Source organism: Rothia santali, from assembly GCF_024199905.1.
Classification (GTDB): domain Bacteria; phylum Actinomycetota; class Actinomycetes; order Actinomycetales; family Micrococcaceae; genus Rothia; species Rothia santali.
Map to the genome: position 1 here is coordinate 131752 of NZ_JANAFB010000002.1, position 26260 is coordinate 158011.

Consider the following 26260-nt stretch of genomic DNA (forward strand, 5'->3'; position numbering starts at 1 on the left):
TCTACCGGGCGCGAAGCGGACGGCCGAGTCCGTTGCCGGCGGCCGGGCCCGGGGCCGGCGCCGCGCGGGTCTCAGCGGCCCCGGCGGACGTCCAGGAAGCGGTAGGGGACGGGGTGCGGCGTCAGGGCGCCGTCGTCGCCGGCGAGGCGCGCCCGCTCGTCCACGCCGGAGCCCACCGGGCGCGCTGACCACTCCTCGCCCAGGGCGGGCGCCCTCCGGTCGCCGGGCACGGCGGCGTCGAGCCGGGTGAGCAGCACGCGGGAGAGCCGGCCGCCGCGCACCGCGGGGAGGCCGACGGCGTCGAGCACCCTCTCGTACAGACTCGCCCCGCCGATGATCCAGATCCGCTCGGTTCCGCCGGGCGAGCGGGCCGCCAGCTCCAGGGCGGCGTCGAGCGACCGGAACCACCACGCGCCCCCGCGCTCCTCGCCCTCCTCCGGGGCGCCGCGGCTGAGCACGATGTTGGTCCGGTGGGGGAGCGGGCGGAACCGCTCGGGGAAGGACTCCCACGTCGCGCGGCCCATGACGACCGGGAAGCCCGTGGTCTCGCGCTTGAACAGCGCCATGTCCTCGGGGACGTGCCACGGCATCGTCCCCTCGGAGCCGATGACGCGGTCCCGGGCCTCGGCCCAGATGGCCGCTAGCTCGGGACCGCGGTCACCGGGGTCGCTGGAGGCCGCGCCCGCGGTGCCCCCGTGGGGGCCGACGCCGCCGCTCCGCTCGTCCCGGTCGGCGCCGATAGCGGTCCCGGCCGTCTCCTCGTCCCGTGCGCCGCTCATACCGCGATCGGCGCCTTGATCGTGGGGTGGGGGTCGTAGCCGAGGACCTCGAAGTCCTCGTACTCGTAGGCGTCGATGGAGTCCCGGTGCGCGACCCGCAGCGAGGGGTACGGCCTCGGCTCGCGGCTCAGCTGCAGGCGGACCTGTTCCAGGTGGTTCTCGTAGATATGGCAGTCCCCGCCGGTCCACACGAACTCGCCGGGGACCATGCCCACCTGGTCGGCCACCAGCGTCGTGAGCAGCGCGTAAGAGGCGATGTTGAAGGGAACCCCGAGGAACATGTCGGCCGAGCGCTGGTAGAGCTGGCAGGAGAGGCGGTCCGGGCCGTCCTCGACGGGCTCGACGTGGAACTGGAACAGGGCGTGGCAGGGCGGCAGCGCCATCTGCTCGACCTCCGCAGGGTTCCAGGCGGTCACGATGTGCCGACGGGAGTCGGGCCGCTCGCGCAGCGAGTCGATGACGCGGGCGAGCTGGTCGATGCTGCCCCCCTCGGGCCGCGGCCAGGAGCGCCACTGGACCCCGTAGACCGGCCCCAGGTCGCCGTTCTCGTCCGCCCACTCGTCCCAGATGCTCACGCCGCGCTCCTGGAGCCAGCGCACGTTGGAGCCGCCGCGGAGGAACCACAGCAGCTCGATCGCGACGGACTTGAAGTGCACGCGCTTGGTCGTCAGCAGGGGGAAGGAGGAGGACAGGTCGAAGCGCAGCTGCCGCCCGAACACGCCCACGGTGCCGGTGCCGGTGCGGTCGGTGCGCCGGTGGCCGGTGGCCAGGATGTCGCGCAGCAGGTCCTCGTACGGGGTGGGGATCGGTTCAGTCGTCAAAGGGCTTGACCTGTTCTATCGAGATGACGCGGTCCCGGTGCTTGAGACTCACGTTCAGGACGATCATCTCACCGGGGCTGAGGTACGGGTCCTTCGAGGGCAGCTGGGCGCGCAGCTGCTTGGGGCAGTGCCGCCCTAGGGCCTCCAGGACCGTGGGCAGGACGGGGCGGTGGGTGCACAGCACCACCGAGTGGCTCGAGTCGAAGAGCGAGTGGACGAGCCGGGCGACCTTCTCCGGCTTCCGGCCGTGCGCGGCCTCCGTGAGCCGGTTCTTCTCCTTGACCGGCACGGAGTACTTCTGGGCGTAGCCGGCCACGGTCTGCATGCACCGGATCCACGGGCTGGAGATGACGCGGGCGGGCCGCCAGCACGCGAGCAGCCGACCCACGGCGACCGCCTGCCGCTTGCCGGTCGCGGCGAGGGGACGCTCGCCCTCGGCGCGGGACCACGAGGAGCGCGGCTTGGCCTTGGCGTGGCGCACCACGATGATCTGCCGGGTGCGCAGGTCCTTGGCCTCCCGCAGCTCGAGCAGGCGATCCAGCGGCGCCGCGTCCGTGGGATTGGTGAGCAGGGCCCGGGCGCGAGAGGGCTTGACCCACTCCAGGCGGTCCACCTCGCCGCCGTCGGGTTCGGCCTCCGCGAGGGGGTCCACGTGGGCGGCCCAGTAATAGACGTCCTTGCGCCGCCGCGAGATCGAGTAGGTGGTCGTGGCCAGGGGCGGGCCGAGCGTCACGCGGAGCCCCACCTCCTCCTGGAGCTCGCGCACGGCCGTCTCCGGGACCGACTCGCCGCGATCCTGCTTGCCCTTGGGCCAGGACCAGTCGTCGTACTTGGGGCGGTGGATGATCAGCACCTCGATCCCGCCGTCGCGTTCGCGCCAGCAGATCGCGCCGGCGGCCACGATGGGCGGCCGGGCGTCCTGAGAGTGAGACATGGGCGTGGGATCCTTCGACGCAGGAGGAGCGGGGACGGGAGCGGGGAAGAGGCGGCGCACGCGCACCGGCGCCCGGGTCGGGGCGGCGGGGCGCGGACGGATCAGGAGCGGGAGGAGGAGCTGGTCTGCGCGCGGGCGGCGAGGTAGGAGGACTGGACGTCGCGCAGCGGGGAGCCGTCGGCGGCCCGGGAGTGGCGCTTCCACTCGCCGTCGCTCGCGAGGTGCCAGGTGGAGGACTCGTCGGAGACGTACAGGTCGAACATCCGGCGCAGGTAGTCGATGTGCACCGGGTCCTTGATGCGCACCAGCGCCTCGACCCGCCGGTCAAGGTTGCGGTGCATCATGTCCGCCGAGCCGATGTAGGCCACGGGCTTGCCCCCGTTCTCGAACGTGAACGCCCGCGAGTGCTCGAGGAAGCGCCCCAGCACGGAGCGGACCGTGATGTTCTCCGACAGCCCGGGGATCCCGGGCCGCAGCGCGCAGATCCCGCGCACGACGACGTTGACCTCGACCCCCGACTGCGAGGCCCGGTACAGCGAGTCGATGATCGCCTCGTCGACCATCGAGTTGCACTTGATCTGGATGCGGGCGTCGAGCCCCGCGCGCTGGTGCGCGATCTCCCGGTTGATCCGGTCGATCAGTCCGGAGCGCAGCGAGCGCGGGGCGACCAGCAGCGTCTCGTAGTTCGTCTTCGGGGCGTACCCGGAGAGCTGGTTGAACAGCCGCGAGACGTCCTCGGCGATGACCGGGTCACAGGTCAGCAGGCCCAGGTCCTCGTAGAAGCGCGCGGTCGAGGGGTGGTAGTTGCCCGTGCCCAGGTGGCAGTAGCGCCGCAGCCCGTCGGCCTCGCGGCGGACCACGAGCGAGATCTTGCAGTGCGTCTTCAGGCCCACGATGCCGTAGACCACGTGCACCCCGGCCTCCTCGAGCTTGCGCGCCCAGGAGATGTTCGCCTGCTCGTCGAAGCGGGCCTTGATCTCCACGACGGCCAGCACCTGCTTGCCGGACTCGGCCGCCTCGATCAGCGCGTCCACGATCGGGGAGTCGCCCGAGGTGCGGTACAGGGTCTGCTTGATGGCCTGCACCGCGGGGTCCGCGGCCGCCTGCTCCAGGAACGCCAGGACGCTGGTCGCGAAGGAGTCGTACGGGTGGTGCAGCAGGACGTCGCGCTCGCGGGTCGCGCCGAAGACGTCGGCGGCATTGGCGGTCTCGGCCGAGTTCAGGAAGCGGGAGGTGTGGGCCACGAACTTCCGGAAGTGCAGCCGGGGCCGGTTGGCGTCGACGATGTTGGACATGCCGCGCAGGTCCAGCGGGGCGGGGAGCCGGTAGACCTCGTCCTCGTGGATGCGCAGCTCCGAGACCAGCAGGTCCAGGATCGCCGGGTTGATGGTGTCCTCGACCTCGAGCCGCACCGGGGGGCCGAACCGGCGCCGCAGCAGCTCCTTCTCGAGCGCCTGGAGGAGGTTCTCGGCGTCGTCCTCCTCCACCTCCAGGTCCTCGTTGCGGGTGACCCGGAAGAGGTGGTGCTCGACGACGTCCATGCCCGGGAAGAGCAGGTGCAGGTGCTGGGAGATGATCTCCTCGAGCGGGATGAAGCGGGCCGTGCGGGAGGGCGAGTTGGTCGCGCGGCTCCCGTCCACCGAGACCATCCGGTCAAGCTGGTCCGGGACCTTGATGCGGGCGAAAAGCTCCTTGCCCGACTGCGGGTTGCGGACGATGACCGCGAGGTTCAGCGACAGCCCCGAGATGTACGGGAAGGGGTGCGCGGGGTCCACCGCCAGCGGGGTCAGCACGGGGAACAGCTCGCGGGTGAACTGCTCGGACAGCCGCTCTCGGGCCTCGGCCTCGAGGTCGCCCCACTCGACCATCAGCAGCCCCTCCTCTGCGAGGGCCGGCCGGACCTGGTCGTGGAAGACGCGCGCGTGGCGCTCCTGCAGCCGGTGGGCCGAGGAGCTGATGAGGTCCATCTGCTCCTCGGGCGTCAGCCCCGAGGCGGAGGGGACCGCGATGCCGGTCGCGATGCGCCGCTTCAGGCCGGCCACCCGGACCATGAAGAACTCGTCGAGGTTGGAGGCCACGATCGAGAGGAAGTTCAGGCGCTCCAGCAGGTACTGGTCAGGGTCCTCGGCCAGCTCCAGGACGCGGGTGTTGAAGTCGAGCCACGAGGACTCGCGGTCCAGGAACCGCTCGGGGCCGAAGTCGCCCTGCAGCAGCGGGGTCTGGACCTTCTCCGGGGCCTCGATGCGGTCGCCGCGGGTGTCGGCCCGCTCGATCTTGGCGATGCTGGTGGTCACGGCGGGCTGGGTCAGGTTGTGCTGCTGCTGGGACTGCCGGTCGGCCTCCTCCGCCGCGTTCTCGGGGGAGGGGGCGTACATGGTGTCGACGTCCCAGGGCTTGAAGCCCAGCGAACGGTACAGGCCCACCGCGGCGCTGTTGTCCGCGTCGACGTAGAGCACGATCGCCCGCAGCGGGTCCTCCGAGCCGTCCAGGCCCAGGCGCGCCAGGTAGTCCATGCCCGTGAGCGTGAGGGACCGGCCCAGACCCGTGCCCTGGGCGTCCGGGGAGACGCCGACGGCGTAGACCTCGCCCTCGCGCTCGCCGGCGGGCTGCTCGGCCTCGATCTTGGTCCAGTGGAACCCCAGCAGCGCGGGCTTGCCGGTGGAGTCCCGCTCGGACTCCGCCAGGAAGAACCCCTCGGGCCGGAACCAGTCCTCGGCGCGGCGGGCGGAGAGGTCCTCCAGCGTCAGCTGCCCCTGCTCGGGGTGGTCGGCGAAGGCCTCGGCGTTCAGGGCGATCCAGGCCCCGGCGTCGGCCTCCTCGAAGGTGCGCAGGCGCACCGGGCCCTTGGGGGAGTGCTGCGCGGCCTGGCGGGCGAGCTCCTCCCGGGCCTGGTTGGTCAGCTCCAGCCGCATCTTCCAGAGCTCGCGGACCGAGGTGAAGCGGAAGTCCCGGGCCAGCGCGACGGCGGCCAGCGGCGCCGAGTACTCGTCGCTGTCCCCGACGACGCCGGTGCCGTGCACCCACGCCCGGTACCGGGGCAGCTCGGCCCCCAGGCCGTGCTCGCCCAGCGCGAACCCCAGCAGGGCCCGCCCGACGCCGTGGCCGCGGGCCCCGGGGGCCACGACCGCCTCGAGCGTCCCGGCGGCCTCCTCCGACGGCGGCGCGGTGGCGACCGCGGCGCCGACCAGCTCGCCCTCCTCGGACGCGGTCACCAGGAGGAGCCCGGTGCCCTCCTCGCCCGCGGCGCGGCGCAGCTCCACGAGGCTCTGCTCGGACAGCGGGGCCGCGCCGTCGTGCGACTGGGCCGCCCGCGCGATCCGCTCCACGCGCTCGACGAGCCCCGGGGTCGGCCGGGACTCCTCCACGTGGAAGCGCGTCGAGGAGTCGTGCTGCGTCTGCTCCACCGTCATGTCCGTCTCCTCTCACCGGAGCGGGGCCTGACAGCGCCCCGCGCACCTCTCCCACACTCTAACAATCCGCGCGGCCCGCCCGACCCCGTGCGAGGCCGGCGCGGGGCATGGCGGTGGACGACGGGCGCGGACCCGCCCCGCCGTCCACAGCCTGCGCGACCGGCCGGCGTCGTCCGCGGGCCGCGAGGCACGGGCCGCGGCGCCGGAGCCTCAAGAGGAGCCGGCGGCGAAGCTGTAGCCGACGTTGCGGACGGTCGTGATGAGCTGCTCGTGGTCGTTGCCGAGCTTGGCCCGCAGCCGCCGGATGTGCACATCGACCGTGCGCGTGCCGCCGTAGTAGTCGTACCCCCAGACCTCCGAGAGCAGCTGGACCCGCGTGAAGACCCGGCCCGAGTTCTGGGCGAGGAACTTCAGCAGCTCGAACTCCTTGAAGGTGAGGTTCAGCGGGTTCCCGTTGACCCGCGCGACGTAGGAGGCCTCGTCGATGCTCACGGCGCCGGAGCGGATGACGGCCTCGCGTTCCGGCTCGTCCTCGGTGCGCTCGCCCGCGAAGCGCAGCCGGGCGTCCAGCTCGGCCGGCCCGGCGGTGCTCAGGATGAAGTCGGTGATCGACCAGTGGGCCGAGACGGCGGCCAGCCCGCCCTCGCCCACGACCGCGATCAGCGGCAGGTGGACGCCCGCGGCGCGCAGCAGCTGGGCGGTGTTCTTGGCGGTCACGAGGGCCTGGCGGGCGTCGAGGAGCACGACGTCGGCCTCCAGCGCCCGCACGGCCTCCGCCTTGATCGCGGCGGGCTGCGCGCTGATCCGATGCGTCAGCAGCTCGAGCGAGGGCAGCACCTCGGCAGCCTCGTCGGCGGTGTCGCTGAGCATCAGGATGTGGACCACGTACTACCTCCGGGGTGTGGCGTGCCGGCCGGCCCATGACGGGCACGGGCGTGCTGTATTCGGGCGGCGCCGGTGCCTGAGGGACAGTATATGGCGTGCGGCACCCGGGGCCGGGGAGGCCGGGGCACGCCGGCGCAGCGAGATCCGCGCTCCGGGCCCGCCCGGTTAGACTGACAGGATCAGGCCGCGGAGACGACGCGCCGGGACGCGCCGGGCACCGGCGGGGCAGCCGATCGCACGGAGGAACATGGAAGCCACCCCAGGGGAGGGCCGCGAACGCGCGCTGAGCCGCGTCGGGACGCACGGGAGGGAGCGCTACGCGCTCGTGGCGCTCTCGAGCGTCGTCGCGCTCGTGCTCTCGCTGACCGGGGCCGTCCTCTCGCCCGAGGTCTCGCTGGTCGTCACCGTGGTCATGGTCCTGACGATCGCCTGGGGGTGGCCCGCGGCGTCGGGCGCGGCCGCGCTGCGGGACCAGAAGCGGGTCGTGTCCCACACCTGCCTCATCGCCGGCTGCGGGCTGCTGAGCTGCGTCGTCGTGTACGTCTTCTCCATCGACCGGCTGCTGTACCTGCTGCCGGCGGTGGTGGCCGTGGGCGTGCTGCTGTGCTTCATCGTCGAGCTGGCGCGCGGGGAGGGCGCGCGGGGGCGGCTCGAGTCGGTCATCGCCGCGACCGCCGGCGTGCTGGCCTCCGTGAGCTCCTCGGGGTGGATCGGCATGGCCGTCGTGCACTCCGAGACCAGCGCCGACGCCGTGGTGTGGGGGACCGGCCTGATCATCGCCGCGTGCATCGGGTTCGTGGGCGGGCGGATGATCTGGGCCGGCCCGCGGGACGGTCCGCGACGGGGCGCGATCACCCTCGGCGTCACGCCCGTGGCCTTTTTCGGGACCCTCGGCTACGCGGGGACGTTCTTCCTCCTGGCCGTGCTACGTTAAGGCCATGATCATCGCTCTGGAAATCTTCTACCTGTCCCTGCTGGGCATCGCCAGCCTGGCCATCGCGGGGTCCGCGGCCGTGGTCGTGGCGCGTCTGTTCAAGGGTCAGAAGTAGCCTCATCGACCGTTCGCCGAGAGCCTGGGCATGGATGCCCGGGCTCTCGGTGTTTTAAGATGGGGTCATGCCTATTGAGATCCCCGCGAACCTGACCCCCGAACTCGTGCCCTTCGCCTGGCTGCTCGGCGAGTGGGAGGGGGTGGGCGTGCTCGGCTACGGCGAGCAGGAGGAGCGCCAGTTCGGCCAGATCGTCTCCTTCCGCCAGAACGGCCTCCCGTACCTCGAGTACCGCGCCGAGTCGTACCTCCTCGACGAGGAGGGCAACCAGACCCGCCCGCTCTCCGTGGAGACCGGGTTCTGGCAGCTAGACCGCCCGCTCGAGGACGGCGACCCGGGGCCGGGGCTGCTGCCCGCCGACGTCGTGCCCGTCATGACCTCCGCGGAGGACGTCGAGAAGCTGCGCCGCGAGGAGGGCGGCTTCGAGATGATCGCGAACATCGACCACCCCGGCGGCATCAGCGAGATGTACGTCGGCGTCATCGAGGGGCCCCGGATCCAGATGGCCACCGACGCCGTGATGCGCAGCTCGGGCGCCAAGGAGTACGCGGCCGCCTCGCGCATGTACGGCCTCGTCAACGGCGAGCTCATGTGGGCCTGGGACATGTCGGCCATGGGCCAGGGCATGGGCTCCCACGCCTCGGCGCGCCTGCGGAGGGTGGAGGGCTCGTGAGCCGCCGCTCCCCGCTGCTGGGCCTGCACGGCGCGGTCGAGGCCGCTGCGCCCGACGCCGGCGTGGCCGCGCACTACGGCGACCCGGTCAAGGAGCAGCGCGCCCTGGCCCGCGACGACGGCGGCGCCCCCGCGGCCGTGGACCTCTCGCACCGGGAGATCGTGACCATCGCCGGGGAGGACCGCGCGTCCTGGCTCACCACGCTCTCCTCGCAGGTGATCACCGGGCTGCCCGCCGGCGCCTCGGCCGAGACCACCCTGCTGACCGTGCAGGGGCGGATCGACTACGCCCCGCACGTGATCGTGGGGGAGGACCGGCTGTGGCTGATCGTCGAGGCCGGGCAGGCGGAGCCGCTCGCGGCGTTCCTCGACTCCATGCGCTTCATGCTCCGGGTCGAGGTGGCCAACGTCAGCGACGAGTTCGCGGTGATCGGCTCCGGCCGGGACCTCGCCGAGGCGCTGGGCCCGGACCTGGCGTGCCCGGTGTGGCGCGACCCGTGGCCGGGGGTCGTCGAGGGGGGAATCGCCTACTCGGGGCCGGATCATCCGGGGGAGGGCCACGCCTGGTTCGAGGCGGTCGTGCCCCGGGACCGGCTGCCCGGGCTCGGGCTGCGCTGGTCGGGCGTGTGGGCCGCGGAGGCCCTGCGCATCGAGGCGTGGCGCCCGCGCGTCGCGACCGAGGTCGACGAGCGCACCATCCCCCACGAGCTGGACCTGCTGCGCACGGCGGTGCACCTGGCCAAGGGCTGCTACAAGGGGCAGGAGACGGTGGCCCGCGTGCACAACCTCGGGCACCCGCCGCGCCGCCTGGTCTTCCTGGACCTCGACGGCTCGGAGCACACGATCCCGGCCCGCGGCTCGGCCGTGCGGCTCGGGGAGCGGACGGTCGGGCGGGTGACCAGCGTGGCCCAGCACCACGAGGCCGGTCCCATCGCGCTCGCGGTCGTCAAGCGCTCGGTGGACCCCGGTGCCCAGCTCACCGTCCTCGACGACGGCGGGGACTCCGCGCAGGCCGAGACCCGTGACGCCGAGGGCGCCCCCGCAGCGATCGAGTATGCCGCGGCGCAGACCGTGATCGTGGAGCCCGACGCCGGGCAGGCCGCGGGCCGCCGGAACCGGGCGGACTTCCTGCGCTGAGCCGGAAGGGGCGGGCGGGGAGAGGTCCTGCGGGCCCTCCCCGCCGGATCTGGGCTCCCGGCCGCGCTGGCCCGCCACCGTCCGGGGCTGGGCCCGCCGCGGGAACCGCCCCGGTCAGCGGCCGAAGAGGACCTTGGCCTCGTCCCAGCGGTGCTGCGGGACCTGCTTCAGGTTGTTCAGCGCCTCGGAGAAGTCCACGCGCACGACGTCGGTGCCCTTCAGCGCGACCATCCGGCCCCACTCCTTGTCGTGGATCATGTCCACCACGGCCATGCCGAAGCGGGTGGCCAGCACGCGGTCGAACCCCGTGGGGGCCCCGCCGCGCTGGATGTGCCCCAGCGTGGTGTTGCGGGTCTCGATGCCGGTCAGCCGCTCGATCTCCTCGGTCACGTACTCACCGATCCCGCCGAGCCGGGGCCGGCCGTCCTTCTCGGTGCCCTTCTCGTGCAGCACCTCGTCGAACCCCTCGGGGATGAACCCCTCCGCGACGACCACCAGCGGCGCGCGCCCGCGGTCGTGCACCTCCTTGACCCACTCGGCGACCTGGCTCATCGGGACCCTCTGCTCCGGGATCAGCACGGCGTGCGCGCCGGCCGACATCCCCGAGTGCAGCGCGATCCAGCCGACGTGCCGCCCCATGACTTCGGCGACCATGCAGCGGTGGTGGGACTCGCCCGTGGTGCGCAGGCGGTCCATCGCGTCGGTCGCGATCGAGACCGCGGTGTCGAAGCCGAAGGTGTAGTCGGTGGCCTGGAGGTCGTTGTCGATGGTCTTGGGCACGCCCACGACCGGCAGGCCGGCGTCGGCGAGCCGCTTGGCCCCGGCCAGCGTGCCCTCGCCGCCGATCGCGACGATCGCGTCGATGTGGTGGCGCTCCAGCACGATCGAGATGTTCTCCGGCCCGCCGTGCGGCCCGTCGAAGGGATTGGTCCGGGAGGTGCCCAGGATCGTCCCCCCGGTCCGGGCGAGGCCGCGCACCTTGGTGCGGGGGAGGTCCATGACGTCGCCCTCGACGACGCCGCGCCACCCGTCCCGGAAGCCGACGAACTCGTCATCGTAGGTCTTGACGCCGTTGAGCACGGCGCCCCGGATGACGGCGTTGAGCCCGGGGCAGTCGCCCCCACTGGTCAGCAGTCCGATCTTCATCTCGGCCTTCTCCTAGCTTGATCACGGTGGTCTGGTCGGGCGGGAATCTGGGTTCCCATCCTACCCTGCGGGGCCGTGGGATCGTGTGTGTTCCCGAGGGTTTCGTCCGTCAGCGCTGCGCCGTCGCGAGCAGGCGCTGGATCCGCTCGACGCCCTCCCGCAGGTCGTCGTCGGCCAGCGCGTAGGAGAGCCGGAGGTAGCCCGAGGGGCCGAAGGCCTCGCCCGGGACCACCGCGACCTCGGCCTCCTCCAGGATCACCTCGGCGAGGTCCTGGGAGGAGTCGATGCGGCGGCCCGAGACGGTGCTGCCGATCAGCCCGGTCACGTCCGGGTAGACGTAGAAGGCGCCCTCCGGCGTCGGGCAGTGCACGCCCTCGATCGCGTTGAGCCCCTCGACGATGGCGCGGCGGCGCCGGTCGAAGGCGACCTTCATCTCCTCGACGGCGTCCATGGAGCCGGAGACGGCCGCGATCGCCGCGCGCTGGGCGACGTTGTTGACGTTGGAGCTCAGGTGCGACTGCAGGTTGGCGGCGGCCTTCAGGACGTCGGCCGCGGCGATCATCCAGCCCACGCGCCACCCGGTCATCGCGTAGGTCTTGGCGACGCCGTTGAGCACGATCACCCGATCGCCCAGCTCGGGCACGGCCGTGGCGATCGAGGTGAAGGGCGTGCCGTCGTAGGTCAGGTGCTCGTAGATCTCGTCGGTGATGACGAAGACGCCCTTCTCCGCGGCCCACCGGCCGATGGCCGCGGTCTCCTCGGGCGAGTAGACGGCGCCGGTGGGATTGGAGGGGGAGACGAAGATCAGGGCCTTGGTCCGCTCCGTGAAGGCCTCCTCCAGCAGGTCCACGGTCACCTTGTACTCCAGCTCGGACCCGGCGAAGACCTCGACCGGGACGCCGCCGGCCAACCGGATCGCCTCGGGGTAGGTGGTCCAGTAGGGGGCGGGCAGGAGGACCTCGTCGCCCTCGTCGATGACGGTCGCGAACGCCTCGTAGACCGCCTGCTTGCCGCCGTTGGTCACCAGGACCTGCGAGGGCTCGACGTCGTAGCCGGAGTCCCGACGGGTCTTCTCGGCGATGGCGGCGCGCAGCTCGGGCAGGCCCGCGGCCGGGGTGTAGCGGAAGTTGGCGGGGTCCTCGAGCGCCTCGCGGGCGGCGTCGACGATGTAGCCGGGGGTCGAGAAGTCCGGCTCGCCGGCGCCGAACCCGATCACGGGGCGCCCCGCCGCCTTGAGGGCCTTGGCCTTGGAGTCGACGGCCAGGGTGGCCGAGGGGGCGATGGCTGCGATGCGGGCGGAGATGCGCTCGTGGGAGGTCATGGTCTCTCTTCTCTGGGGCGTCTCGGGCGGTGGGCGGCGGGGGAGCTGGCCCCCCGGTCAATCCTAGGTGGCGGAGGTCTCGGAAGCCTAGGACGGATCGCCGGGGGCGGGGGTCCTCGGCCCGCTCCCGGAGAGAGGGCGCGGACGCTCCCGGCTCCCTCCCGGGCGTCGCGTTGCGTCGTGCGAGCGGAGCCGCTACAGTAGTTCCCGGTGCTCACAACCCAGTGATCGAGTGCGCCTTGAAGCGGCTCGGGATCTGAACAGTGGGGCGGCGACTCACAGGTTGCCGAAGGGCAGTGGCGCAATTGGTAGCGCAGCGGTCTCCAAAACCGCAGGTTGCAGGTTCGAGTCCTGTCTGCCCTGCAGAATTTCCCCTCACGGCGCCCCCGGGCCCGTGAACAGCAGTCGAGGTGCTCGTCGATCGTCGAGGAAAGGGGCGGAACCGAGATGGCAAGAGCCGCAGTACCGGAAGCCGCCGGCGAGCGGGCAGCTCGCGAGAAGGGCTTCTTCGGTCGGATCCTCACCTTCCTGCGCGAGGTGATCGGCGAGCTCAAGAAGGTCGTCACCCCCACCCGACGCGAGCTCACCAACTACGTGATCATCGTCCTGGTGTTCGTGGCGTTCATGCTGCTGCTGATCTCCGCCCTCGACTTCGTCTTCGGGCAGGGCGCCTTCTGGCTCTTCGGCAACGGAACCGCGGGGCCGCAGTAGCGGGACCCGCCCACGTCATCCAACCGATCTCCGCGTGAGCACGTCGTCGGCCCGCCGACGTCGATGCCACGAGAAAGCAGGAACAGTGCCCGAGCAGGAACTCGAGAACCACGACGCGCAGCTCCCCTCCGACGATTCCGAGCAGGTCGTGGAGATCCCCGCGGACGACTCCGAGCAGATCGCACAGGCCGAGGCCGCCGAGCGGACCGCCGGGTCCGGCTTCGAGCAGACCGAGTCCGAGCTCGTCTCCTCCGCCCAGGAGGACTCCGAGCAGTCCGAGATCGGCGACGACGCGGGCTTCGAGGACACGGTGGAGGAGACCCTCGAGGAGGTCCAGGCCTCCGCCGAGGCGTCGGATGAAGAGTCCGAGGACTCGGACGAGGACGCCGAGGACTCGGACGAAGCTTCCGAGGGCACCCCCGCGGAGCCCGAGGAGGAGGTCGACCCCCTCCAGGAGTTCCGCTCCAAGCTGCGTCGCCAGGAGGGTGACTGGTACGTCATCCACACCTACGCCGGCTACGAGAACCGGGTGAAGACCAACCTCCAGACGCGCGCGCAGTCGATGAACATGGAGGACGACCTCTTCGAGATCCAGGTCCCCATGGAGGAGGTCGTGGAGATCAAGAACGCGCAGCGCAAGACCGTGCGCCGCGTCCGCATCCCCGGCTACGTGCTGGTCCGGATGAACCTGACCGACGAGTCGTGGGGCGTCGTTCGCCACACGCCGGGCGTCACCGGCTTCGTGGGGCAGGACGCCTACAACCCGGTCCCGCTGCGCCTCGACGAGGTCGTGGACATGCTCGCCCCGGTCTTCGAGGCCGAGCAGGTTGAAGCCGCCAAGGAGGCCGGCGAGCCGATCCCCGAGGCCGTCGCCCCGCAGCTCAACGTCGGCTTCGAGATCGGCGAGTCCGTGATCGTCAAGGAGGGCCCGTTCGAGACCCTCCCCGCCACGATCTCCGAGATCAAGCCCGAGGCCCAGCAGCTGGTCGTGCTCGTCTCGCTCTTCGAGCGTGAGACGCCCGTGACCCTGAGCTTCAACCAGGTCACCAAGATCTGACGGGCTCCCGGGCGCGTGCCCGGGACCCCGCCACGCACGGCGCGCCGGACCCCTCGGTCCGGCGCGCCGTTCGCCGTTCCTCGGGGCCCTTCGCCCGCACGGCCCGAGGGCGAGATCGACCCCCCCCGGCCCTTCGCCGCCCGGCCCGGGCGTGAGGTTGATCCCCTCGGGTGGCGGCGTGCCCGGCCGGGGGACTAAGATGGACGTCGCGTGTGCTCGCTCAGCTTTGGCGGGCACTCGCGCGGCCACCGCGCCACGGTGGCCACCCGCCGTCGCACGCTCCTGTGCGACGGTCAGCACCGTCACGAAAAGGACCCACATTGGCTCCCAAGAAGAAAAAGGTCTCAGGCCTCATCAAGCTGCAGATCCAGGCAGGTGCCGCTAACCCGGCCCCGCCCGTCGGCCCCGCGCTCGGTCAGCACGGCGTCAACATCATGGAGTTCTGCAAGGCCTACAACGCGGCCACCGAGTCCATGCGCGGCAACGTCGTCCCCGTCGAGATCACCGTCTACGAGGACCGTTCCTTCACCTTCATCACCAAGACCCCGCCCGCCGCGGAGCTGATCAAGAAGGCCGCCGGCGTCGCCAAGGGCTCGGGCGTTCCCCACACCCAGAAGGTCGGCTCCATCACGCCAGACCAGATCCGCGAGATCGCCGAGACCAAGATGCCGGACCTCAACTCCAACAGCGTCGAGGCCGCCTCCAAGATCATCGCCGGCACCGTCCGGTCCATGGGCATCACCATCAGCGAGTAGCCCCGGGGCCCCTCGCAACCAGCACATTCCGTACAAGTCCCGCACCGAGCGGGCCTCCCGCCCTTCGGCGGGTGCGTGGCAGGATCCAGCGCGATCCGACAGACCACAACTGCACAAGGAGAAATCAGCAGATGGCACAGCGCAGCAAAGCGTACCGGGCAGCCGCAGAGAAGATCGACGAGAACCGCCTCTACGGCGCCTCCGAGGCGATCGCCCTCGCGAAGGAGATCAACGCCTCCAAGGCCGACGCCACCGTCGAGGTCGCCCTGCGACTCTCGGTGGACCCCCGCAAGGCCGACCAGATGGTCCGCGGCACCGTGAACCTGCCCAACGGCACCGGCAAGACCGCCCGCGTGGTCGTCTTCGCCCAGGGTGAGAAGGCCGCCGCGGCCGAGGCCGCCGGCGCCGACTACGTCGGCTCGGACGAGCTCATCGCCAAGGTCGCCGACGGCTGGGTCGACTTCGACGCCGCCGTGGCCACCCCGGACATGATGGGCAAGGTCGGCCGCCTGGGCAAGGTCCTCGGCCCCCGCAACCTCATGCCGAACCCCAAGACCGGCACCGTGACCATGGACGTCACCAAGGCCGTGGGCGACATCAAGGGCGGCAAGATCGACTTCCGCGTCGACCGCAACGCCAACCTCCACTTCATCATCGGCAAGTCCTCCTTCGACGCCGCACAGCTCGAGGAGAACTTCCGCGCCGCCGTGGAGGAGATCGTCCGCCTCAAGCCCTCGTCCTCGAAGGGCCGCTACATCTCGAAGATGACCCTGGCCACCACCTTCGGCCCCGGCATCCCGATGGACCCCGCCTCCGCGGAGTAGTCACGCGCCCACGGCGCGCGGAGCCCCCGTCCCGAGCTGCGGCTCGGGGCGGGGGCTCCGTCGTGTCCGAGCGGGGCGGCCCCGGGGCTCCGGGATTCGGGGCCGGGCGGGGGAGGGCCGCCCGGCGGTCCGGGCGGTGCGAGCCGCCCCCGCGAGCCTCCGGCGCCGGGTCGAGCCGCCGAGCCCGTGTGATCCGCCTCCCACTCCCGGCCGCGGACTTGGGGCCGGCCGGGCCCGTGTGGTTTACTGGAGTCACCAAAGACCGCCGGTCGTAGGTTTCGCATGTCCCTCGGGTCGTGCTGATCCGCCGTAAGAGTTCCTCAGGAACGGCCAGCGCAGGCGAACGTGACACCCATGGGACATCTCCGCGCATCTTCTGCGCGTCGAGCCCAGACGTGCCCCGCCTCCTGCGCGGGGCCTTTTTTGTGGCCTCCTGGGCGCCCGGCAATCAGACCGGAAGGAGTACCATGGCGACACCGGAAAAGGCAGCCGCTGTAGCCGAGTTGAAGGATCTCTTCTCCAACTCGAACGCTGCTGTTTTGACTGAGTATCGTGGTCTCACCGTGGCGAAGCTCATGGAGCTGCGCCGTTCCCTCGGTGAGAACGCCGAATATGCCGTGGTGAAGAACACGCTGACCGCTATCGCGGCCAGGGAAGCCGGCGTCAAGGGCCTGAACCTCGACGACCTCCAGGGCCCCTCGGCCGTCGCCTTCATCACCGGCGAGCCGGTAGAGGCGGCCAAGAGCCTGCGTGACTTCGCCAAGGCGAACCCCCAGCTGATCATCAAGAGCGGTTTCTTCGGAGACAGCCCCCTGAATGCAGCTGACATCGAAAAGCTTGCGGATCTTGAATCTCGCGAAGTGCTGCTGTCCAAGGTCGCGGGTGCCGCAAAGGGCGCCCTCTCCAAGGCCGCATCGCTGTTCCAGGCACCCATGTCCAAGACCGTCCGCACCGCAGAGGCCCTGCGCGCGAAGGTCGAGGAGCAGGGTGGAGAATCCGCCGCCTAAGGCATTCGACTCGTTCGATGCCGGCAACGGGCAACCGTTGCGCCTGGATCCCGCCCGGGGCCAGGAGACCAAGATCCGTTGCAGGACCAACCGCTGCAACAAGACATGAGAAGGAGCCAAGCACATGGCTAAGCTGACCACCGATGAACTGATCGAGGCCTTCAAGGAACTGTCCCTGATCGAGCTGTCCGACTTCGTCAAGGCCTTCGAGGAGACCTTCGACGTCACCGCCGCCGCTCCGGTTGCCGCCGCTGCCGCCCCCGCCGCCGGTGGTGGCGAGGCCGCCGCCGAGGAGGAGCAGACCGAGTTCGACGTCGTCCTCGAGGCCGCCGGCGACAAGAAGATCGCAGTGATCAAGGAAGTCCGTGCCATCACCTCCCTCGGCCTCAAGGAGGCCAAGGACCTGGTCGACGGCGCTCCCAAGCCGGTTCTCGAGGGTGCCTCCAAGGAGGACGCCGAGAAGGCCAAGGAGCAGCTCGAGGGCGCGGGCGCTACCGTCAACCTCAAGTAATTTCCCTTCCGGAAATCTTTGGTTCGGAGGCTCTCCCACCGGTCGGTGGGGGAGCCTCCTCCCGTTTAAGGCGCACGACGCCGCGGGGTCCCGGCCCGTACCGCGGCGCACGACGCCGTCGGCGTCACGTTGCCCACGGCGCCCGGAACCGCCGCGCCCATTCTTCGCCGTACCCGTTGTCCGCGGCCACCGGGTTCGCGGACCCGGGTTGACTGAGCCGGAACCGCGGCGCCCGGAACCGCGCTGCCGGCAGGGAGCCGGCGCAGACGAAAGGGCCCGCCCCGGATCATCCGAGGCGGGCCCTTGCGCACCCTGCGGCGGGAGGGGGACGTCCCCTAGCGCCCGCGCCGGCCGGCCGCGGCGCGCCGGTAGGAGGCGCCGCGGTGGTCGGCGGGCAGGTGCGGCCCCGCGCCGGTCAGCCGCTCGCGCAGCGTCGTGCCTTCCTCGGCCTCGGGCAGCAGGCCGCGGCGGCGCAGCTCGGGGGAGACCAGCCGGGCGAAGCGCTCGAGGTCCGCCGGGCGCACCGCGGCCGAGAGGTTGAAGCCGTCGACGCCGGCCTCCTCCTGCCAGCGCTCGAGCTCGTCGGCCACGGTCTCCGGCGAGCCGACGATGACCGGTCCGCGGCCGCCGATGGCCACGAACTCCGCGAGGTCGCGCACGGTCCACTTCTTGCCGCCGGAGAGCGTCGTGAAGGTCGCCAGCGCGGACTGGTTCGCCTCGGTCGCCACGTACTCCAGGGTCGAGTCCGGATCCGCGCCGGAGAGGTCGATGCCGGTCCAGCCGCCGAACAGCGCCAGCGCCGACTCGGTGTCCACGAGCTCGTGGTACTCCTCCAGGCGCCGCTGCGCCTCCTCGTCGGTCTCGGCGACCACCACGGTGGCCAGCGAAAAGATCTTGACCGCATCGCGCGGGCGCCCCGCGGCCTCCACGGAGTCGCGGACGCCGTCCACCCAGCGGCGCACCAGCTCCGGGGTGCCCCCGGAGAAGAAGATCGCCTCGGCGTGGTCGGTCGCGAACTGCTGGCCGCGCTTGGACGCGCCGGCCTGGAAGAGCAGCGGGGTGCGCTGCGGGCCGGGGTGGGTCAGGGCGGCGCCCGGGACGGAGAACCAGCGGCCCTCGTGCTCGATCGGCCGGACCTTGGCGGGGTCGACGAAGACGTTGGCCTCGCGGTCGGCCCGCACGGCGTCGTCGTCGATCGAGCCCTCCAGCAGCTTGTACATGACCTCCATGTACTCGTCCGCGCGGTCGTAGCGCTCGTCGTGGGGGATCTGCCCCGACATGCCGAGGTTGCGGGCCGCCGAGTCCTGGTAGCTGGTCACGATGTTCCAGGCCACGCGGCCCTCGGTGAAGTGGTCCAGGGTGCTCAGCGTGCGGGCGAGCAGGTAGGGCTGCTCGTAGGTCACCGAGGCCGTGACCCCGAAGCCGAGCGAGCGGGTGGCCCGGGCCATCGCCGGGATGACCACCAGGGGGTCCAGCAGCGGGAACTGGACCCCGCCCCGGGCGGAGGCCGCCTCGTCGCCGCCGTAGACGTCGTAGATGCCGGGGATGTCGGCGAGGAAGAGCGAGGCGAAGCCGCCGTCCTCGAGCGTCTCGGCGAGGTCGATCCAGTAGTCGAGCCGGTCGAACCTCTCGACGCCGGACTCGGGGTGCCGCCACAGCCCGGGGGACTGGTGGACGGGCACGAGCATGTCGAAGGCGTTGAGCAGCATCGGGCGGGTCATCGGTTCTCCTGGGGGGTCGGTTCGGTCTGGTCGGACGGCGCGGTGGCGACGCCGGCGGGCTCGGCCGCGGCGGCGACGGGTCCGGCAGCGGCGGCGTCGGCCGGGGAGGTCTCCGCACCGGGCCGGGTGGCCGCCGCGGCCCGCGCCTCGGCGCGGGCGGGGTCCACGGCGAGCAGCGCCGCGATCACGGAGATCACCACCAGGACGGAGAGGTAGGCCACGATGAGCCACGGCGTCTCCCCGCCCCACGCGTACAGCAGGGTCGCGATGAAGGGCATGAGGCCGCCGCCCACGAGCGTGCCGATCTGGTACCCCATGCTCACGCCCGAGTAGCGGACCTCGACCGGGAACTGCTCGGCGAACCACGCGGCCTGCGGGCCGTACACGGAGTCGTGGGCGAAGACCAGGCCGAGGACGATGATCAGCGGCATGACCGAGAACGCGCCGGCGTCGGCGGCGATGAAGATCAGCCAGCCGAACACGCCGATCGCGACGTACCCGAACAGCGAGACCGGGCGCCGCCCGACCCTGTCCGAGATCAGCCCCCACACGGGACCCGAGAACAGCCCGATCGCGGAGGCGATCATGACGGCGGTCAGCACCGACCCCGAGCCGCCCTGCGTCTCCTTGAGGTAGGTCAGCAGGTACACGGTCACGAGGTAGTAGATGCCGTTCTGGGCCACGCGCAGGAAGATCGTGACGAGCAGGGCCCGCGGGTGGTCCTTGATCACGCTGATCACGGGCGCGCGCTTGACGGCCCCGGCCTCCTTGACGTCCTTGAACTCCCGGGCGTCGGTCACCCCCAGCCGGATGACGAGGGCGACCGCCACGAGCAGGCCGGAGGCGAGGAAGGGCAGCCGCCAGCCGAAGGCCGCGAACTGCTCGTCGGTGAACGCCGCCTGGACGATGGCGTAGGAGCCGGTCGCGAGCAGCATGCCGCCGGCGGAGCCGATCTGGGTGAAGGAGCCGAAGAAGCCCCTGCGGCGGGGCGGGGCGTGCTCCACGCTCAGCAGGGCCGAGCCGCCCCACTCCGCGCCGGCGGACAGGCCCTGGAACACGCGCAGCACGACGAGCCCGACGGGCGCCAGGATGCCGATCGCGTCGTAGTTCGGCAGGGCCCCGATCAGGGTCGAGGAGATCCCCATCGTCAGCAGCGAGCCGACCAGCAGCACCTTGCGGCCCACCCGGTCGCCGATGTGCCCGGCGAGGATGCCCCCGATCGGGCGCACGACGACGCCCACGGCCAGCGTGGCGAACGAGGCCAGCAGGGCCACGAGCGGCGAGGAGGAGTGGAAGTACTGGTTGTTGAAGATGATCGCGGCGGCGATCCCATAGAGGTAGAAGTCGTACCACTCGATGGTGGTGCCGGCGAAGGCGCTGCCGAGGACCCGGACGGGGCTCGAGCGCTTCGCCTCGGCCGCGTTGGCGGGCGGCCGGTTCTCGGTGAGGGTGTTCTCGCTCATCTCAGGCGTCCTGTCGGGGTGAGGAGGGGGCGGAGGGCGTCGCGTCGCCGATGGCGTTGAGGCCCTCGGGGAGCGTGCCGTTGATCCAGTAGTCGCCCAGCGCGCGGGCGCGGAAGGCGATGGGGTTGTGGGTGGCCACGGTCTGGGCGTTGCGCCAGTGCCGGTCCAGGGCCTTGCCCCGGGACACCGCGGAGGCGCCGACGGTCAGGAAGAGCTCCTGGGCGGCGTCGAGGGCGAGGTCCGGGACCGTGACCTGGGCGTGCTCCACGGCGATCTCGCTCTGGTGCAGGGCCTCGGGGATCCGGGCGGCGAAGTCCGGCTCGGCGAGGAAGTCCCACGACGCCGCGCCGGACTCCACCGCGGCGCGCAGCCCGGCGTCCTGGGCGCGGGCGACCGCGAGCACCGTCGCCTCGGCGGCGAAGGCCTTGGCGGCGATCCGGCCGGTGGCCTCCTGGATCAGCGGGTCCTCGCGGAAGGGCAGGCCCGACCCGGTGTTGAAGGTGCGCGCGCGGCGGGCGATGGTCGCGGCGGCGTCGCGCCGGGCGGCCCGGGCGATGCCGGCCATGACCGCGAGCAGCACGAGCTGGAAGAACGCCGCCTCGTGGATCGCCTCGGGGGAGCCGGTCACGCGGTCGAGCACCGCGCGGGGCCCGACGGCGACGTCCTCGAACGTGGTGGTCCCGGTGCCGGTCAGCTTCTGGCCGAAGCCGTCCCAGTCGTCGGCCACGGTCACCCCGGGGGCGTCGACCGCGACGACGGCGAAGCGCCGCCCGTCCTGCCCGTCCAGGGCCGCGGAGACGCGGGTGTGGTCGCAGAAGATGGTCCCGGTCGTGTAGTACTTCTCGCCGGTGATGCGCCAGCCGCCGTCCTCGCCGCGGGTCAGCACGGTGTTGAGCGTGCCGAGGCGGTTGCCGCCCCGCTCGGTCGAGGCGTTGCCCACGGTCTCGCCCGCGAGCACGCGGGGGTACCACTCCTCCTGGACCTCGCGCGGCTGGAAGCGCAGGGACTCCACGAAGCCGGAGTGGGAGCGGTAGACGTGGGCGATGTTGGAGTCGGCCTCGGCGAGGTCGATCAGGAGGCGGGCGAAGGTCTCGATGCTGACCTCCGGGCCCCCGTGATCGGCCGGGACGCGGAGGGCGCCGAACCCGGCGGCGTCGAGCGCCCGGATCTCGGCGTGGGGGAGCTCCCGCTCGAGCTCGCGCCGCAGCGCGCCCTCGGCCGCCTCCTCGAAGAGGGGGGCGAAGCGCTCGCGCAGGGCGTCGTAGTCGCGGGGGAGGCGGGCGGTGTGCGCGCCGATGGTCTGGGTGGTCATCGTGGCTCTCGCTTCTGCGGTGGACATGGCCGTCTCGAGGGTACGGGGACGGCGGACGCCCCGGAAGTGTTGCTGTTACATAACGAGACACCGGCCTCAACGGTCATATGTCGACATGTGACGTCTTCGCGGCGTCACATCGGTGCGGTCCCCTGCACATCCCGTCGTCCGGGCCAGGTCGGCCATCGTCCGGGGCAAGCGGGCCGGGTCCCGATGGCTGGGCGGCCGGGTCGTGCGGGCTGCAGACCGCCGGCGTGCGATGTGGCACACTAAGAGGTGCAGCCGATCACGCGCGGCGGGAGAGCCCCGGTCAGCCGGGCGCCGAAGGAGCAAACCCTCCCCGGGAAACTCTCAGGCCCACGAACCGTCACGCCAGGCGACTCTGGAAAGGGGCCCCGTGGTCCCGCCGAAGGGGCAAGGGCGCGGACCCGTTCGTCCGCTCCCGAAACTCTCAGGTCACGTACAGAGTGGGGAGGACAGCCCACCTTCGCCGGAGAACAGATGCCCTTCCTCGACCGTCACATCGGTCCCCGTCCCGACGACGTCGCCGCCATGCTCGAGGCCATCGGCCACCCGAGCCTGACCGAGCTCGTCGACGCCGCGGTGCCCGCCTCCATCACGCCGCACGAGCAGGCCGAGTTCCGGGGCCTGCCCCGCGCCCTGTCCGAGGGCGAGGCCCTCGAGCGGATCCGGCGGATCGCCGCCCGCAACCGGCCCGCCGTCCAGATGATCGGCCAGGGCTACCACGAGACGGCCACCCCGGCGGTGCTGCGCCGCAACATCCTCGAGTCCCCGGGCTGGTACACCTCCTACACGCCCTACCAGCCGGAGATCTCCCAGGGCCGCCTCGAGGCCCTCCTGAACTTCCAGAACGCGATCATGGACCTGACCGGCCTGGACATCGCCAACGCCTCGATGCTCGACGAGGCGACCTGCGCCGCCGAGGCGGTGCTGCTCATGCACCGCTCCAACCGCAAGGTCAAGGGCGGCGCGGTCGCGGTCGACTCCCGGCTGCTCCCGCAGACGCTCAACGTCGTCCGCGGCCGGCTCGCGGCGCTGGACCTCGAGGCGGTCGTCACCGACTTCTCCGGGGGCCTGCCCGAGCAGCCGCTGTTCGGCGTCCTGCTGGCCCAGATCGGGGCGGACGGCGAGCTGATCGACGTCGCCCCCGTGGCCGAGGCCGCGCGGGAGGCGGGCGCGCTGGTCACCGTGGCCACCGACCCCCTGGCGCTCACCCTGATCCCCTCGCCGGGATCGCTGGGGGCCGACGTCGCGGTCGGCAGCTCCCAGCGCTTCGGCGTGCCGCTGTTCTACGGCGGCCCGCACGCCGCGTTCATCGCCGTGCGTCAGGGCATGGAGCGCTCGCTGCCCGGACGCCTCGTGGGCGTCTCGACCGACAGCTCGGGCCGGCCCGCCTACCGCCTGGCGCTGCAGACCCGCGAGCAGCACATCCGCCGCGAGAAGGCGACGTCGAACATCTGCACCGCCCAGGCCCTGCTGGCCGTGGTGGCCGGGGCCTACGCGGTCTACCACGGGCCGGAGGGGCTGCGGCGCATCGCCGAGGACGTCCACGCCCGGGCCGCCCGCCTCGCGGCCGGCCTCGCCGACGCCGGCCTCGAGCTGCTCCACGAGCGCTTCTTCGACACCGTGACCGTCCGGGTGCCGGGCGGCGCGGACCGGGTGCTCGCCCGGGCGCTGGAGGAGGGCATCAACCTGCGCCGGGTGGACGCGGACACGGTCGGCGTCTCGATCGGCGAGCCCCACACGGACGAGCACGTGGCCGCGGTGCTGCGGGCCTTCGAGGCGGCCCCGGCGGCCGACGATGACGCCCACACCGGCGACACCGCCGCCCAGGCCGCCGACGCCGCCCCGGAGCGCTTCGCGATCCCCGCCGAGCTGCGGCGCGAGGACGAGTACCTGAGCCACCCGATCTTCCACTCCCACCGCTCCGAGACCTCGATGATGCGCTACCTCCGCGAGCTCTCGGATAAGGACCTCGCCCTGGACCGCACCATGATCCCGCTGGGCTCATGCACCATGAAGCTCAACGCGGCGGCCGAGCTCGAGCCGATCTCCTGGCCCGAGTTCGCCGGCATCCACCCGCTGGTCCCGGCGGACCAGGCGGAGGGCTGGGCCGAGCTGATCGGGGACCTCGAGGGCTGGCTCTCCGCGATCACCGGCTACGCCGCCGTCTCGCTCCAGCCCAACGCGGGCTCCCAGGGCGAGTACGCCGGCCTGCTGGCCATCCGGGACTACCACCGGGACCGCGGCGACGAGCAGCGCCGGATCGTGCTGATCCCGGCCTCCGCGCACGGGACCAACGCGGCGTCGGCGGTCCTGGCGGCGCTGAAGGTCGTGGCGGTCGCGACCGCCGAGGACGGGTCGATCCTGCTGGAGGACCTGGCCGCCAAGATCGAGAAGTACGGCGAGGAGGTCGCCGGCATCATGATCACCTACCCCTCCACGCACGGCGTCTTCGAGGGCGACGTCGCCGAGGTCTGCCGCATGGTCCACGAGGCGGGCGGCCAGGTCTACCTGGACGGGGCCAACCTCAACGCGCTCGTGGGGCTCGCCCGGCCGGGCGAGTTCGGCGGCGACGTCTCGCACCTGAACCTGCACAAGACCTTCTGCATCCCGCACGGCGGCGGCGGCCCCGGCGTCGGGCCCGTGGCGGTCGGGGAGCACCTGCGCCCGTACCTCCCCGCCGACCCGGTGGCGGAGGGCACGGGGGCGGTCTCGCAGGCCATGTTCGGCTCCGCCGGGGTCCTCCCGATCACCTGGATGTACCTCGCCATGATGGGCCCGGAGGGGCTCGCGCAGGCCTCGCGCACCGCGATCCTCAACGCGAACTACCTGGCCACGCGCCTGGATCCGTACTTCCCGATCCTCTACACCGGGCCCTCGGGCCTCGTGGCCCACGAGTGCATCCTGGACCTGCGCCCGCTGACCAAGGCCTCCGGCATCACCGCCGAGGACGTATGCAAGCGGCTCATGGACTTCGGCTTCCACGCCCCGACCCTGGCCTTCCCCGTCCCGGGCACCCTCATGGTCGAGCCGACCGAGTCCGAGGACCTGGCCGAGCTGGACCGGTTCGTCGAGGCGATGGCCGCGATCCACGCGGAGATGACCGAGGTCTCCGAGGGGAGGGTCGCCGCCGAGGAGTCCGTCCTGCGGCGGGCCCCCCACACCGCGGAGGTGCTCGCGGCCGACGAGTGGGACCGGGCCTACCCGCGCTCCCAGGCCGCCTACCCCGTGCCCGGTCTGCGCCGCGCCAAGTACTGGCCCGCGGTGGGACGGATCGACGGCACGGCGGGGGACCGGAACCTCGTCTGCGAGTGCCCGCCCCTGTCCGCCTTCGACATCGAGAACGAGGCGGGCGCGACCGCCGGAAGCGAGGACCGGGCATGAGCGCGGAGACCACCGAGACCGCGGCGGCGCGCCGCACGTCCCTGCACGGCGTCCACGAGGAGCTGGCCGCGGTCTTCACCGACTTCGGCGGCTGGGACATGCCGCTGAAGTACGGGAACGACGTCGCCGAGCACCGCGCGGTGCGCTCCGCCGCGGGCCTGTTCGACCTGTCCCACATGGGTGAGATCCGGGTGACGGGCCCCGAGGCGAGCGCCCTGCTGGACCACGCCCTGGTCTCCTCCTTCGGCGGCCTGGCCGTGGGTCGGGCCAAGTACTCGGTCATGGCCGACGCCCGCGGCGGGATCGTCGACGACCTCATCACCTACCGGCTCGGGGAGCGGGAGTTCCTCGTGGTCCCCAACGCCGCCAACGCCGGGGCGGTGCTCCGGGAGCTGACCGTGCGCGGCGGGGGCTTCGAGGCCTCGGTCCGCGACGAGTCGGGGACGACGGCGCTGATCGCCCTGCAGGGCCCGGTCGCGGCCGCGGTCCTGGGCCGCGTGCTCGAGGAGCTGCACCTGGCGGACGGCGGCTCCGAGCTGTCCGGGCTGCGGTACTACGCGGCGGCCCCCGCCCGGGTCGCCGGCCACGAGGTCCTGCTGGCCCGCACCGGTTACACCGGCGAGGACGGCTTCGAGCTGTACCTGCCCGCCGGGGAGGCCGAGGGGCTGTGGCGGGCGCTCGCGGAGGCCGGCGAGGCCGACGGCGTCGTGCCCGCGGGGCTCGCGGCCCGGGACTCCCTGCGGCTCGAGGCGGGCATGCCGCTGTACGGGCACGAGCTCGGCCCGGACGTCTCGCCGTGCGAGGCGGGGCTCGAGCGCATGGTGGGCGCCGCGCTGAAGGCCAAGGGGGCGTTCGTGGGGCGGGAGGCACTGGCCGCCGCCCTGGAGGCCGCAGGGGATCCCGGCGCGCGGACCCTGGTCGGGCTGCGCGGGCTGGGCAAGCGGCCCGCTCGCGCCGGCGCGGTGCTGCTGGAGCCGGCGGACACGGATCCCTCGGGGGAACGGGGTGGCCGGCGCGCGGTCGGCGTCGTGACCTCGGGGATCCCCTCGCCGACGCTGGGGCACCCCGTCGCGATGGCGCTGGTCGAGAGGCGCTTCGCCGAGCCGGGGCTCGTGCTGCCCGTCGAGATTCGCGGTCGCGCCGCCGAGTTCGAGGTCGTTCCCCTGCCGTTCTACCGGCCGGGGCGCTGACGACGCCGGGGCCCCGGACCGCACCCGAGATCGGCCGGGGCCCCGCTCTCGATCCGCCGCGTCACCCTCACCCACACCACCCCCACCGCGACGCCCCGCCTCCAGCACACCGCACCACGCCACCACCGTTCCCCGGGAGGGCCGAGA

General features: G+C 72.2%; 21 protein-coding genes, 1 tRNA gene, 1 pseudogene and 2 riboswitches. Of the genes and pseudogenes, 12 read left to right on the plus strand and 11 right to left on the minus strand.

What is annotated here, in order from left to right:
- Nucleotides 1-71 precede the first annotated feature (71 nt).
- The 6 genes and pseudogenes from NBM05_RS01580 to NBM05_RS01605 form a co-directional block, all read right to left on the minus strand.
- On the minus strand, nucleotides 72-779 hold the full coding sequence (locus NBM05_RS01580) for a dihydrofolate reductase (protein WP_254164602.1): 708 nt from the start codon (nucleotides 777-779) through the stop codon (nucleotides 72-74).
- On the minus strand, nucleotides 776-1600 hold the full coding sequence (locus NBM05_RS01585; RefSeq protein WP_254164604.1) for a thymidylate synthase: 825 nt from the start codon (nucleotides 1598-1600) through the stop codon (nucleotides 776-778). Before NBM05_RS01585 ends, NBM05_RS01580 begins: the two co-directional genes overlap by 4 nt.
- Nucleotides 1590-2534, minus strand: coding sequence for an NUDIX hydrolase (locus tag NBM05_RS01590; RefSeq protein WP_254164606.1), 945 nt, complete (start codon nucleotides 2532-2534; stop codon nucleotides 1590-1592). The genes NBM05_RS01585 and NBM05_RS01590 overlap by 11 nt, the downstream gene beginning before the upstream one ends.
- Nucleotides 2535-2635: 101 nt before the next feature.
- Nucleotides 2636-4909: an RNA degradosome polyphosphate kinase gene (locus NBM05_RS01595; RefSeq protein ID WP_254164666.1), complete on the minus strand. Its 2274-nt coding sequence runs from the start codon at nucleotides 4907-4909 to the stop codon at nucleotides 2636-2638.
- Between the two features lie 54 nt (nucleotides 4910-4963).
- A pseudogene (gene mshD / locus NBM05_RS01600) lies at nucleotides 4964-5944 on the minus strand (mycothiol synthase); the annotation flags it as partial.
- Nucleotides 5945-6154: 210 nt separating this feature from the next.
- A complete protein-coding gene (locus tag NBM05_RS01605; RefSeq protein ID WP_254164609.1) occupies nucleotides 6155-6829 on the minus strand; it encodes a winged helix-turn-helix transcriptional regulator in 675 nt (224 codons plus the stop codon).
- 247 nt (nucleotides 6830-7076) lie between these two features.
- Here NBM05_RS01605 and NBM05_RS01610 point away from each other — a divergent pair, with 247 nt between their 5' ends.
- The 3 genes from NBM05_RS01610 (at nucleotide 7077) to ygfZ (ending at nucleotide 9687) form a co-directional block, all read left to right on the plus strand.
- Nucleotides 7077-7763 carry a hypothetical protein gene (locus NBM05_RS01610; protein WP_254164611.1) on the plus strand — a complete coding sequence of 229 codons (687 nt, stop codon included), beginning with the start codon at nucleotides 7077-7079 and terminating at the stop codon, nucleotides 7761-7763.
- 182 nt (nucleotides 7764-7945) lie between these two features.
- Nucleotides 7946-8551 (plus strand): heme-binding beta-barrel domain-containing protein, encoded by a 606-nt coding sequence (locus tag NBM05_RS01615; RefSeq protein ID WP_254164613.1) that lies wholly within the window; start codon nucleotides 7946-7948, stop codon nucleotides 8549-8551.
- Entirely contained in the window at nucleotides 8548-9687 is a 1140-nt protein-coding gene (gene ygfZ / locus NBM05_RS01620; RefSeq protein WP_254164615.1) for a CAF17-like 4Fe-4S cluster assembly/insertion protein YgfZ, read from the plus strand. Before NBM05_RS01615 ends, ygfZ begins: the two co-directional genes overlap by 4 nt.
- A 114-nt stretch (nucleotides 9688-9801) precedes the next feature.
- On the opposite strand, the gene NBM05_RS01625 is transcribed toward ygfZ, so the two are convergent.
- Both NBM05_RS01625 and NBM05_RS01630 read right to left on the minus strand, forming a co-directional pair.
- Nucleotides 9802-10833: a 6-phosphofructokinase gene (locus NBM05_RS01625; RefSeq protein ID WP_254164617.1), complete on the minus strand. Its 1032-nt coding sequence runs from the start codon at nucleotides 10831-10833 to the stop codon at nucleotides 9802-9804.
- A 109-nt stretch (nucleotides 10834-10942) separates the two neighbouring features.
- Nucleotides 10943-12154, minus strand: coding sequence for a pyridoxal phosphate-dependent aminotransferase (locus NBM05_RS01630; RefSeq protein WP_254164619.1), 1212 nt, complete (start codon nucleotides 12152-12154; stop codon nucleotides 10943-10945).
- A gap of 290 nt (nucleotides 12155-12444) precedes the next feature.
- Here NBM05_RS01630 and NBM05_RS01635 point away from each other — a divergent pair.
- From NBM05_RS01635 to rplL, 7 genes are all read left to right on the plus strand, one after another.
- Nucleotides 12445-12517 (plus strand) — tRNA-Trp (locus NBM05_RS01635).
- A gap of 84 nt (nucleotides 12518-12601) precedes the next feature.
- Nucleotides 12602-12865, plus strand: coding sequence for a preprotein translocase subunit SecE (gene secE / locus NBM05_RS01640; protein ID WP_254164621.1), 264 nt, complete (start codon nucleotides 12602-12604; stop codon nucleotides 12863-12865).
- A gap of 178 nt (nucleotides 12866-13043) precedes the next feature.
- Nucleotides 13044-13922 (plus strand): transcription termination/antitermination protein NusG, encoded by an 879-nt coding sequence (nusG, locus tag NBM05_RS01645; RefSeq protein WP_373689260.1) that lies wholly within the window; start codon nucleotides 13044-13046, stop codon nucleotides 13920-13922.
- 320 nt (nucleotides 13923-14242) lie between these two features.
- Nucleotides 14243-14677, plus strand: coding sequence for a 50S ribosomal protein L11 (gene rplK / locus NBM05_RS01650; protein WP_254164623.1), 435 nt, complete (start codon nucleotides 14243-14245; stop codon nucleotides 14675-14677).
- Nucleotides 14678-14808: 131 nt separating this feature from the next.
- The gene (gene rplA / locus NBM05_RS01655) at nucleotides 14809-15501 is read left to right on the plus strand and encodes a 50S ribosomal protein L1 (protein WP_254164625.1); all 693 of its coding nucleotides are present in this window, start codon (nucleotides 14809-14811) and stop codon (nucleotides 15499-15501) included.
- Nucleotides 15502-15968: 467 nt separating this feature from the next.
- The gene (gene rplJ / locus NBM05_RS01660) at nucleotides 15969-16508 is read left to right on the plus strand and encodes a 50S ribosomal protein L10 (protein WP_254164627.1); all 540 of its coding nucleotides are present in this window, start codon (nucleotides 15969-15971) and stop codon (nucleotides 16506-16508) included.
- A 124-nt stretch (nucleotides 16509-16632) separates the two neighbouring features.
- Nucleotides 16633-17019 (plus strand): 50S ribosomal protein L7/L12, encoded by a 387-nt coding sequence (gene rplL, locus NBM05_RS01665; protein ID WP_254164629.1) that lies wholly within the window; start codon nucleotides 16633-16635, stop codon nucleotides 17017-17019.
- Nucleotides 17020-17354: 335 nt separating this feature from the next.
- On the opposite strand, the gene NBM05_RS01670 is transcribed toward rplL, so the two are convergent.
- The 3 genes from NBM05_RS01670 to NBM05_RS01680 are packed head-to-tail and all read right to left on the minus strand — an operon-like array spanning nucleotide 17355 to nucleotide 21542.
- Nucleotides 17355-18740 (minus strand): LLM class flavin-dependent oxidoreductase, encoded by a 1386-nt coding sequence (locus tag NBM05_RS01670; protein ID WP_254164631.1) that lies wholly within the window; start codon nucleotides 18738-18740, stop codon nucleotides 17355-17357.
- On the minus strand, nucleotides 18737-20203 hold the full coding sequence (locus NBM05_RS01675; RefSeq protein ID WP_254164634.1) for an MFS transporter: 1467 nt from the start codon (nucleotides 20201-20203) through the stop codon (nucleotides 18737-18739). The genes NBM05_RS01670 and NBM05_RS01675 overlap by 4 nt, the downstream gene beginning before the upstream one ends.
- Nucleotide 20204: 1 nt before the next feature.
- The gene (locus NBM05_RS01680) at nucleotides 20205-21542 is read right to left on the minus strand and encodes an acyl-CoA dehydrogenase family protein (protein ID WP_373689256.1); all 1338 of its coding nucleotides are present in this window, start codon (nucleotides 21540-21542) and stop codon (nucleotides 20205-20207) included.
- 259 nt (nucleotides 21543-21801) lie between these two features.
- A riboswitch (glycine riboswitch) is annotated at nucleotides 21802-21892 on the plus strand.
- A riboswitch (glycine riboswitch) is annotated at nucleotides 21893-21991 on the plus strand.
- 25 nt (nucleotides 21992-22016) lie between these two features.
- Between NBM05_RS01680 and gcvP the strand changes: the two genes are divergently transcribed.
- A complete protein-coding gene (gcvP, locus tag NBM05_RS01685; protein WP_254164636.1) occupies nucleotides 22017-24923 on the plus strand; it encodes an aminomethyl-transferring glycine dehydrogenase in 2907 nt (968 codons plus the stop codon).
- A complete protein-coding gene (gene gcvT, locus NBM05_RS01690; RefSeq protein WP_254164638.1) occupies nucleotides 24920-26113 on the plus strand; it encodes a glycine cleavage system aminomethyltransferase GcvT in 1194 nt (397 codons plus the stop codon). The genes gcvP and gcvT overlap by 4 nt, the downstream gene beginning before the upstream one ends.
- Nucleotides 26114-26260: the final 147 nt, after the last annotated feature.

What these genes read in the sequence shown, in the direction of transcription:
- NBM05_RS01670 (WP_254164631.1), bottom strand. Translation starts at nt 18,740, where the DNA reads ATGACCCGCCCGATGCTGCTCAACGCCTTCGACATGCTCGTGCCCGTC.
- NBM05_RS01590 (WP_254164606.1), bottom strand. Translation starts at nt 2,534, where the DNA reads ATGTCTCACTCTCAGGACGCCCGGCCGCCCATCGTGGCCGCCGGCGCG.
- NBM05_RS01595 (WP_254164666.1), bottom strand. Translation starts at nt 4,909, where the DNA reads ATGTACGCCCCCTCCCCCGAGAACGCGGCGGAGGAGGCCGACCGGCAG.
- gcvT (WP_254164638.1), top strand. Translation starts at nt 24,920, where the DNA reads ATGAGCGCGGAGACCACCGAGACCGCGGCGGCGCGCCGCACGTCCCTG.
- rplL (WP_254164629.1), top strand. Translation starts at nt 16,633, where the DNA reads ATGGCTAAGCTGACCACCGATGAACTGATCGAGGCCTTCAAGGAACTG.
- NBM05_RS01615 (WP_254164613.1), top strand. Translation starts at nt 7,946, where the DNA reads ATGCCTATTGAGATCCCCGCGAACCTGACCCCCGAACTCGTGCCCTTC.
- secE (WP_254164621.1), top strand. Translation starts at nt 12,602, where the DNA reads ATGGCAAGAGCCGCAGTACCGGAAGCCGCCGGCGAGCGGGCAGCTCGC.
- NBM05_RS01630 (WP_254164619.1), bottom strand. Translation starts at nt 12,154, where the DNA reads ATGACCTCCCACGAGCGCATCTCCGCCCGCATCGCAGCCATCGCCCCC.
- gcvP (WP_254164636.1), top strand. Translation starts at nt 22,017, where the DNA reads ATGCCCTTCCTCGACCGTCACATCGGTCCCCGTCCCGACGACGTCGCC.
- NBM05_RS01680 (WP_373689256.1), bottom strand. Translation starts at nt 21,542, where the DNA reads ATGTCCACCGCAGAAGCGAGAGCCACGATGACCACCCAGACCATCGGC.
- rplJ (WP_254164627.1), top strand. Translation starts at nt 15,969, where the DNA reads ATGGCGACACCGGAAAAGGCAGCCGCTGTAGCCGAGTTGAAGGATCTC.
- NBM05_RS01625 (WP_254164617.1), bottom strand. Translation starts at nt 10,833, where the DNA reads ATGAAGATCGGACTGCTGACCAGTGGGGGCGACTGCCCCGGGCTCAAC.
- rplA (WP_254164625.1), top strand. Translation starts at nt 14,809, where the DNA reads ATGGCACAGCGCAGCAAAGCGTACCGGGCAGCCGCAGAGAAGATCGAC.
- NBM05_RS01675 (WP_254164634.1), bottom strand. Translation starts at nt 20,203, where the DNA reads ATGAGCGAGAACACCCTCACCGAGAACCGGCCGCCCGCCAACGCGGCC.
- NBM05_RS01580 (WP_254164602.1), bottom strand. Translation starts at nt 779, where the DNA reads ATGAGCGGCGCACGGGACGAGGAGACGGCCGGGACCGCTATCGGCGCC.
- NBM05_RS01610 (WP_254164611.1), top strand. Translation starts at nt 7,077, where the DNA reads ATGGAAGCCACCCCAGGGGAGGGCCGCGAACGCGCGCTGAGCCGCGTC.